This window comes from Streptomyces sp. C10-9-1, from assembly GCF_024497955.1.
GTDB lineage: Bacteria > Actinomycetota > Actinomycetes > Streptomycetales > Streptomycetaceae > Streptomyces > Streptomyces sanyensis.
The window spans coordinates 379,013-387,512 of sequence record NZ_JANHKP010000004.1 but is presented as its reverse complement, the minus strand read 5'-3'; the positions used below and the strand labels follow the sequence as shown (position 1 = coordinate 387,512).

Here is an 8,500-nt window from a genome sequence, read left to right as displayed (position 1 = left end):
GGAGTGTTCCCGGGGGCTGTGTGCGGGGTTCCCGCGGACGGGGTCGTGGACGTCGTCCCCCGCTTCGGGCAATTAGCCCACCGACCACCGCGACGAGCTGCTACTACGGTGAATCCTGCCTGTCATGTCACGCAAGAGATCACCGAACACCAAGGGCATGGGCAAGCTCCGCTATCTCGGGGAGCAGACGGGTGGGTCGGACACTCGTTGAGTCGGACATGGGTGGGGACGTCACGGTTGACGATGTGCGGGGCTGGGCGGCGGGGCTGGAGGCGCTACAGGACCGGATCGGTCAGCATTTTCGCAGGTCAGAGCCTCGCCATCGGGCGGGCGAGTATCTGCGGGGGCTGCTGGCGCCGCTGGAGCGCAAAAACGGCTGGACGCTGGCCGAGCAGGCTGGCGAGCGGTGCCCGGACGGCATGCAGCGCCTGTTGAACCAGGCAGACTGGGACGCGGACGCAGTCCGCGACGAGGTCTGCTCGTTCGTACTGGAGCATCTCGCGGCGGATGAGGCGTGTTGATCCTGGATGAGACCGGGTTCATCAAGAAGGGCGTCCGGTCCGCCGGGGTGCAACGCCAATACACCGGCACCACCGGAAAGATCGACAACTGTCAGCTCGGGGTGTTCCTCGCCTACGCCTCTACTACAGGCCGTGCGTTGATCGACCGCGAGCTGTACCTGCCCACCTCCTGGACGGAAGACGCCGAGCGCCGGGCGGACGCGCGGATCGGCGAGAACGTCGCGTTCGCCACCAAGCCCGCCCTGGCCAAGGCGATGCTTGAGCGGGTGGTGGCGGCCTGCGTGCCGTTTCGCTGGGTGGCCGGGGACGAGGTCTACGGTGACAACCCCGCTTTGCGGGCCTGGCTGACCGGTCAACGCCTGGCCTACGTACTGGCCATCGGCTACAAACACCGACTCGGGCCGGGCGGGCAGAACGCCCGCACCCTGGCGGCGATTCTGCCCGAGCACGTCTGGGAGATCCGCTCGGCGGGCGACGGCGCCCACGGGCTGCGCGAGTACGCCTGGACCCGCCTGCCAGTGCCGGACCGCGAGGCCGCCGACGGCTTCACCATCTCGCTGTTGATCCGCCGCCACCCAACGACCGGCGAGCGGGCGTATTACCTGGTGCACGCGCCGCTCGACACGCCGCTGGCGGAGATCGTGCGGGTCGCCGGGGCCCGCTGGGCGATCGAGGAGTGCTTCCAGGCCGCCAAGAACGAGGCCGGCCTGGATCATTACCAGGTCCGCCACTACCGGGCCTGGTACCGGCACATCACCCTGGCCATGGCAGCCGCCGCCCACCTGACCGCACTCCGCGTCACCACCGGTGAAAAGGGGGAGGCAACCGCGACCTGATACGACTGAGCGTGAACGAAATCCGCCGCCTGCTTGCCAAGGTCGTCCACACCGTCCGACACGAGGCCGAACACATCCTGCACTGGTCACGCTGGCGCCGCCGCCATCAGTACCGAGCCCGCCTCAGCCACTACCGCCGCCGCGGCCACCGACCGCCATAGCCGCCGTGCAGTCTATGAGTACGCATCGCACAGAAAGGGGCAGTGCCGACGTGCCCGATTCCAGCCCACTCAAGTTGATCTGCCTTTCGGACGAGGAGCAGAGCGTCTCCCTGTGCGTCACCGGAGGAATGAGCTTCTCCGGCACCGACCAGTACGACGCCCTCCACGCTGAGATTGTGGTCAGCACCGGATTCGTCAGTGGTCGCGTCGAGCTGTATCTCAACGCGTATGACCTCGACAGTTGGGCCGAGGTTCTGGAGTCTCTCGCGGCCGGAAGGAGGGCTACTTGGCTGGAGAGCGGACGCTCCCCGCGGATCATGATCGACCCCACAGAGGAGAACGAGAGCAGTTGCACGGACGTGAGCGTTTGCGACGTCACTGGCTCACAGGTCTTCGTCACCGTGCCCATCGTGACTCAGCCTGATTGGGGCGCACACCGCCAGATGCTTGCGGCGGTCAGAAGCCGATTCCAGCTGGAGCGGTGAGAAGGCCGGGGATGGCCCACCGTGCCGCCCCACCCGTGATCAGCTCAACGACCAGCCGGACCGCCAGCCACAGCAAGTGCGGCTGCAGTACTAGGGCTACTGGGGCGATGCGTGCCTGCTTCCGGTCGGCTCTGTAGTGCCTGTCTCCGCTGCGGTGAGGACGAGCCGTTCCTCAACTCCTGCTTCGACGACCTTGACCAGCAACGTGCTCTCGTCGTCAAAGCGCAAGGTGAAGTGCGGATCGAGCTGCATCAGGGTGTCGAGGCTCTCCCTGTCCTCCGTGGCCAGGAGAGGTTCGAGGGTCACCTCGGACATCCGGTTGTCTCCGGTGTGACGGACCGCGACCTGCACACGAAGCCTGCCCAGACAGGTCGATCGATTGGCCCACCACTCAAGAGACGCGGTGCCCTCGTAGCTGTCCATGGTTTCAGTATCGCGAGCGAGCAGGCAGCCGTGTGACAACAGATGCAGAATCCTTGGTCACAAGGTCGTGTTACGAGCTTCAAGCCAGGCTCGCACGTTCAGCTCCACGGCGGCCGTGGGGGCAGATCGATCCCGACTCCGAGCTGCGGTGGGACGGACGGTACGGCGTCCCGCGCAGGAAGGGCCCCGCCGAGTCCCGCTCAGCCTCTTCCAGACCGAACCACCCCCTGGACGCTGTCCGTGGGCGACAGGCGCGTCGTGGGGACTCCCGGGCAGCTGGTGAGGTCTCAAGGACGTCGGGCGGCCTCCGCGTCCCCACACGAAGAAGCGAAGCTGATCGTGCTCAAGGCGCTCCAGCGGGCCGGCAGGCGTGCCCGACGGGATCGGGCAGGTGCGGAGCACGGCGACTCGGGTACGCCCCCGACGTGTCCCTCCGCCCCCACTGTGCCGTGACCGGGGCCCCGGACACCGTCAGAGGCGCCCTGCGGCCTTCAGGGACAGATAGGCGTCGGCGACCGAGGGCGCCAGGTTCTCGGGAGCGGTGTCGACGACCGTCACACCGTACCGCTGCAGCCGGGAGGCGATGCGGCCCCGCTGGGCCCCCACCTGGGCCCCGGCAGCCGCCTCGTAGACGCGTTCGATGCTTCCGCGTCCCTGCGACATCTCCGCGACGCGGGGGTCCGCGGCGGACGCCACGACGACGGTATGGCCTCGGGTGAGTTGAGGCAGCACCGGCAGGAGCCCCTCCTCGACGGGAGCGGCGTCGAGTCCGGTGAACAGGACGACCAGGGAGCCGCGGGGCGCGCTCTGCAGCACCGTCGCGACCAGCGCCCGCATGTCCGTCTCCACGAGTTCCGCCTCCAGCGGTGCCATGGCCTCGACCATGGCGGGCAGGGTGTCACCGGCACCGCGGCCGGGGACCTGCGCCCTCAGCCGGCGGTCATGGGCGAGCAGTCCCACACGGTCCCCTGCGCGTGTTCCCAGGGCGGCCAGCAGCAGTGCCGCGTCCATGGCGGCGTCCAGTCGTGGCACGTCACCCACCCTCCCGGCGGAGGTGCGCCCGGTGTCCAGTACGGCCAGGACGTGTCGGTCCCGCTCGGGACGCCAGGTGCGCACGGCGACCGACGACCTCCGTGCCGTGGCGCGCCAGTCGATGGAGCGGGTGTCGTCGCCGGGCACGTAGTCCCGGAGACTGTCGAACTCCGTTCCCTGGCCCCGGGTCAGGACGCTGGTGCGGCCGTCGAGTTCCCGCAGACGTGCCAGACGGGAGGGCAGATGCCTGCGGCTGGTGAACGGGGGGAGGACGCGCACGGCCCACGGCACCCGGTGGGCGCCCTGCCGGGCGGCGAGCCCGAGGGGACCGTACGAGCGAACGGTGACGCGGTCGGCGTGGCGGTCGCCGCGACGCGTGGGCGTCAGACGGGTCGTCACCGTACGCCGCTCCCCGGCGGGGACCCGCAGACGGTGCCGCGAGGCACCGGCGGCGGTCCCCGGTGCCCAACTGCTCGGCGGCCAGGCGTCGCGGAGCTCGGCGCGCATCCGGCGGGACGAGGCGTTGGTGACGGTCAGGGAGACGTCCGCCGAGTCTCCGAGTCGAACGGATGTATCACCGGATCGGGTGAAATGGAGCGTTCGCACTGGCGCTGCCCAGGCGTAGTCGCACAAGATGGCGAGCAGGAGAGGCACGTTGACGGCGAGCATCCCCGCCCAGCCGGGGGCGAGGAAGCCGACGGGCAGTGTGCCGAGAGCGGCGAGGAGAGCAGTCCGTCCGGTCAGAGCCATCGTGGGCCTCAGCGGGGGACGGGCACGTGGGCGAGGATCGCGGTGATGACGGAGTCGGCGGTGACTCCCTCCATCTCCGCTTCGGGCCGCAGCTGGACACGGTGACGGAGTGTGGGAAGAGCCAGGGCCTTGACGTCGTCCGGTATCACGTAGTCCCGGCCTGTCAGCCACGCCCACGCCCGGGCAGTGGAGAGAAGGGCCGTGGCGCCACGTGGCGAGGCGCCGAGGGCCAGGGAGGGGGATTCGCGTGTGGCACGGCAGATGTCGACGACATAGCCGGCGATCTCGGCCGATACCGAGGTCCGGGCGACGGCGGCGCGAGCCGCTTCCAGGTCGTTCGCGTCGGCCACGGGGCGGATGCCAGCGGCCTGGAGATCACGGGGGTTGAAGCCCTCGGCGTGGCGCCTCAGGACGCTGATCTCGTCCTCGCGTGAGGGCAGGGGCACGGTCAGCTTCAGCAGGAAGCGGTCGAGCTGAGCCTCCGGCAGCGGGTACGTCCCCTCGTACTCGACGGGGTTCTGCGTCGCCGCGACAAGGAAGGGCTCGGGAAGGGGGCGCGCGATGCCGTCGACGGTCACCTGGCGTTCCTCCATCGCCTCCAGCAGAGCCGACTGGGTCTTGGGAGGCGTCCGGTTGATCTCGTCGGCGAGGAGGAGATTGGTGAAGACGGGTCCGGCCTGGAAGGAGAACTCGGAAGTGCGAGTGTCGTAGACCAGGGAACCGGTGACATCACTCGGCATCAGGTCGGGGGTGAACTGCACCCGCTTGGTGTCCAGTTCGAGGGAGGCGGCGAGGGAGCGGGCGAGGAGGGTCTTGGCGGTTCCCGGGACACCCTCCAGGAGGACGTGCCCCCGGCACAGGAGTGCGACGACCACACCGGTGACCGTCGAGTCCTGGCCGACCACGGCCTTGGCGATCTCCGCGCGCAGCGCCTCCAGGGAGGTGCGGGCGCGGTCCGAGTGCGCGGTGGTCTCGGGGGACGGGGCGCTCATGAGGTGCGTACCTCTCGTTCGAGGGCGTCGAGTTGGTCGGCCAGTCGGATCAGGGCTGCGTCGTCGGCCGGTGCGGGGCCGAAGAGGAGGGTGTGCGGGTCCCGGGCGGCGTCCTGGGACAGGCGGGCGGCGACGGCGGGGACGAGCACGTCCGGTGTGTGGGTGTCGGCCGCCGCGACCCCGAGCAGGGGCGCGAGCCGGGCGCGTGCGGCGGAGCGGAGGGAGGCCGAGGCCCGTTCGCGGGCGGCCACCTGGCGGTAGAGGCGGGCGCGGCCCTCCGCGGTCTCGGCGGCGGGAACCGACACCGGCAGGCGTTCGGTCACCAGCGGACCGAGTCTCCGGGCGCGCCACACCGCGGCCAGCAGGGCCGCGACGCCCAGCTGGACCGTCCCCCACACCCAGCCGTCGGGGACGAGGTCCAGGAAGCTGCTCTCTTCGCCTGGCCGGTCGGCGGCCCGGTCTCCCGGGCCGTCCTCGCGGTCGGCGGCCCCGTCGCCGTGTCCGTCGGCGGAGTCGCCGGGAGCGGGCGTCGTGCCGGTGGAGGTGTCGCCGAAGGAAGGCATGTACCAGATCAGCTCGGGGTGGGCTCCGAGCAGTTGGAGCGCAAGGGAGGCGTTGCCGTGTTCGTCGAGCCGGTCGTTGTAGAGCAGGTCGGGTGCCCCGAGCAGGACGGTCTCCCCGCCCGCCCCGGCATCCAGCCGGAGCAGGGTCGGCGCCCCGCCGCTGGGGTAGCAGAGGTCGGCTCCGCGGGCGCCTGTGGTGTAGCGGTGGCCGCCGAGTTCGGCGTCGCCCGCGCGGTCCGCCGTCGGAAGGGAGCACCCGGGGTCCAGGGGCGTCACGGGGACGGGCGGCTCGGTGGCGACCTCGGGAACCAGGCCGATGAGGGCGTCCCGGTCGGGGGCCAGCAGCACGGTGCGTCCCCCCGCCGTGGACATCGCGTGGTGCAGCGCGTCCTGCTGGGCGTGGGAGAGGAGGCCCGGATCGGTGACGAGGAGCGTCGTGCCGGACCCGGCCGCCGCCAGCGCGTCGCCCAGGGTCGTGGCCGGGTGCACGGACACGCCCTGGTCCCTGAGCAGTTCGGCGGCCGCCCTGCTCCCGGCCGGGGCCGTGGACCGGGGGTCGAGGCGCCCGAAGCCGCCGTCCGAGCGGAGGGCGGCCATGGTGATGCCGGCGGCGACCAGCAGGGCGACCACGGCGAGTGCGCCGCGGGCCCTGGCCCACACCTGCTGTCCCGTCGGCGACAGCGACGTGGGAGCGGCGGTCTTCATACGGGCGCCTCCTGGTCGGTTTCCCAGTGCGGCCTCGTCCGCGCGACGGCCGTGTCCAGGGAGCGCAGCCGCTCGTACATCCCGCGGTCGGCGGACCGGCCGCCGTATGTCACGTCGTCGAAGGCCCGCGCGGCCGAGCGGAGTTCCCCGGCATGGTCCGGCAGCGCGCCGCCGGCCTCCGCCGCCGCCTCGTCGGCGGTGCGTCCCGGCCGGGCGGTGAGCATCGCACGTTCCTCCAGGGAGCGGACCAGGGCCCGCATCCGGTCCTGGAGGGCCGGGTTCCAGCGTTCGGCGGCGGCGTGCTCCTCGGCCCTCGCACGGTACTGCGCGGCGCTGCGGGGTCCGTCGTCGAAGAGCGTGTCCGCGGGCGTGGCCGTGCGCCGCGGCGCACCCATCCGCCACCACAGCGCCGTGAGGAAGAAGCCGATGACCACGGCGAAGACGACCAGTCCGACCACCCCGCCCGGGCCGCTGCCCGAGAGGCCGTCGAACAGCTCGCCGACCCAGTTCAGGAACGCGTCGAGGGCGCGCTCCAGAAGGTCGGGCTCGTGCTCCCGGTACGCGGGGTCGGAGAGCTCGCGCTCGGCCGCCTCCCGGGCGGGGACGCGCGGGACGTCCACCGGTGTGCCGTCGCGTGCCCCGGTCAGTGGTATCGCGGCCACGCCCCCCGTGCCGGACACCCCGTCAACCCCCGCTGACGGGGGCGGACCCCGGCTCCGGGCCGTAGCCGGGCAGTCCGGCGGCGCGCGCGAGTTCCAGGTCGAGGGCCTCGCGCCGGATGCGCTGGTCGATGTAGAGCAGCGTGTTCACACCGGCCGTGATCGGATAGGTGATCGAGGAGGCGATCACCGCCCCGATCCCCGTGATGACCAGGAAGAGCAGGCCGAACTCCGGCGGGCTGCCGCTCAGGAAGTCGCCGAAGCCCTCGCCGTCGACGATGAAGGCTATGGCGGTGAACGGAACGGCCACCACCATGCTCACCAGAAACGCCAGCAGGGCGGTCAGCAGGGTGATGCCGAAGATCCGCCACCAGGAGCCCTGCACCAGCCTGGCCGACCGGCGGAGCGAGGCGAGGACGCCCTGCCGCTCCAGGACCAGCGCGGGTGCCGCGAGGGCGAAGCGGATCGACAGCCACGCGACGACCACCATGGCGACCAGCGCGCCCAGGACGGAGAGGAGGACGCCCCCCACGCCGCCGATCAGGATGCCTGGCAGCACGCCGACGGCAACGAGCACGATGACGCCCACCGGCAGCAGCACGGTCAGCCCCAGCAGGTGCGGCAGCCTGGGGCGCGCCTCCCGCCAGGCGCCGGCCAGGGTGACGGGGCGGCCGAGCACGGAACGGCTCACCACCACGGTCAGCAGCGCCGTCGTGAGCAGGGTGCCGATCATGGTGATCAGCATGGTCGGGCCCAGGGAGACCAGGGAGGCCTTGAGGGAGTCGAGCGACTGCCGGAGCGCCTCCTCAGGCGTGGCCTCCGGGTCGATCTCGGGCACGGCGGGCATCAGGAAGCGCTCGATGAGGATGCTGGCGACCTGGGTGAGCACCGCGACGGTGACGGTCACCGAGAGCACCGTGCGCCAGTGCGTGCGCAGTGTGGTCACCGCCCCGTCGAGGATCTCCCCGATGCCCAGGGGGCGCAGCGGGATCACCCCCGGCTTGGCCGCGGGGGGCGGTCCTCCCCAGGGTCCTCCGCCGTAGGGGCCCGGGTGGCCGCCGCCCTGGCCCGCGGCAGGTCCGCCGGGGCTCCGGTCGCCCTGCCCGGGAGTGGACCAGTCCCCCGGGGGCGGCTGCTCGGCGGACCACTTCGCGGGGGAGGCGTCGGCCGGGACTGCGGGGTGCGGAACCTCCGGGCTCCGCCCGTCGGAGGGGGCCGACCCGGGCGAGGCCCAGCCCGGAGTGTCGTTCACGTGGTCCACCTCGAGATCGGGTCGCGGCGCCGGTCCGGGAGGGCGGGGCGCCTGCGGTGTGCGGTCCGCCCGGTGGGGCGGCTGTTTGGCAGCAGCCATCGTGCCATGAGGGTGCGGCCGG

At 71.8% G+C, this 8,500-nt stretch carries 7 protein-coding genes and 1 pseudogene; 2 read left to right on the top strand and 6 right to left on the bottom strand.

Going from position 1 to position 8,500, the window contains the following annotated elements:
• Positions 1 to 218 precede the first annotated feature (218 nt).
• A pseudogene (locus NPS70_RS08160) lies at positions 219 to 1,357 on the top strand (IS701 family transposase).
• A 211-nt stretch (positions 1,358 to 1,568) separates the two neighbouring features.
• The gene (locus NPS70_RS08155) at positions 1,569 to 2,003 is read left to right on the top strand and encodes a DUF5959 family protein (RefSeq protein WP_256523387.1); all 435 of its coding nucleotides are present in this window, start codon (positions 1,569 to 1,571) and stop codon (positions 2,001 to 2,003) included.
• 96 nt (positions 2,004 to 2,099) lie between these two features.
• Here NPS70_RS08155 and NPS70_RS08150 read toward each other — a convergent pair whose 3' ends face one another.
• The 6 genes from NPS70_RS08150 to NPS70_RS08125 form a co-directional block, all read right to left on the bottom strand.
• Entirely contained in the window at positions 2,100 to 2,426 is a 327-nt protein-coding gene (locus NPS70_RS08150) for a hypothetical protein (RefSeq protein WP_256523386.1), read from the bottom strand.
• A 471-nt stretch (positions 2,427 to 2,897) separates the two neighbouring features.
• Positions 2,898 to 4,208, bottom strand: a complete 1,311-nt coding sequence (locus tag NPS70_RS08145; protein WP_256523385.1) for a DUF58 domain-containing protein — start codon at positions 4,206 to 4,208, stop codon at positions 2,898 to 2,900.
• Positions 4,209 to 4,216: 8 nt separating this feature from the next.
• On the bottom strand, positions 4,217 to 5,200 hold the full coding sequence (locus tag NPS70_RS08140) for a MoxR family ATPase (protein ID WP_256523384.1): 984 nt from the start codon (positions 5,198 to 5,200) through the stop codon (positions 4,217 to 4,219).
• Positions 5,197 to 6,468 carry a DUF4350 domain-containing protein gene (locus tag NPS70_RS08135; RefSeq protein WP_256523383.1) on the bottom strand — a complete coding sequence of 424 codons (1,272 nt, stop codon included), beginning with the start codon at positions 6,466 to 6,468 and terminating at the stop codon, positions 5,197 to 5,199. Before NPS70_RS08135 ends, NPS70_RS08140 begins: the two co-directional genes overlap by 4 nt.
• Positions 6,465 to 7,148, bottom strand: coding sequence for a DUF4129 domain-containing protein (locus NPS70_RS08130; RefSeq protein ID WP_374211956.1), 684 nt, complete (start codon positions 7,146 to 7,148; stop codon positions 6,465 to 6,467). The genes NPS70_RS08135 and NPS70_RS08130 overlap by 4 nt, the downstream gene beginning before the upstream one ends.
• A gap of 4 nt (positions 7,149 to 7,152) precedes the next feature.
• Positions 7,153 to 8,379: a glycerophosphoryl diester phosphodiesterase membrane domain-containing protein gene (locus NPS70_RS08125; RefSeq protein WP_256523381.1), complete on the bottom strand. Its 1,227-nt coding sequence runs from the start codon at positions 8,377 to 8,379 to the stop codon at positions 7,153 to 7,155.
• Between the last annotated feature and the right edge of the window lie 121 nt (positions 8,380 to 8,500).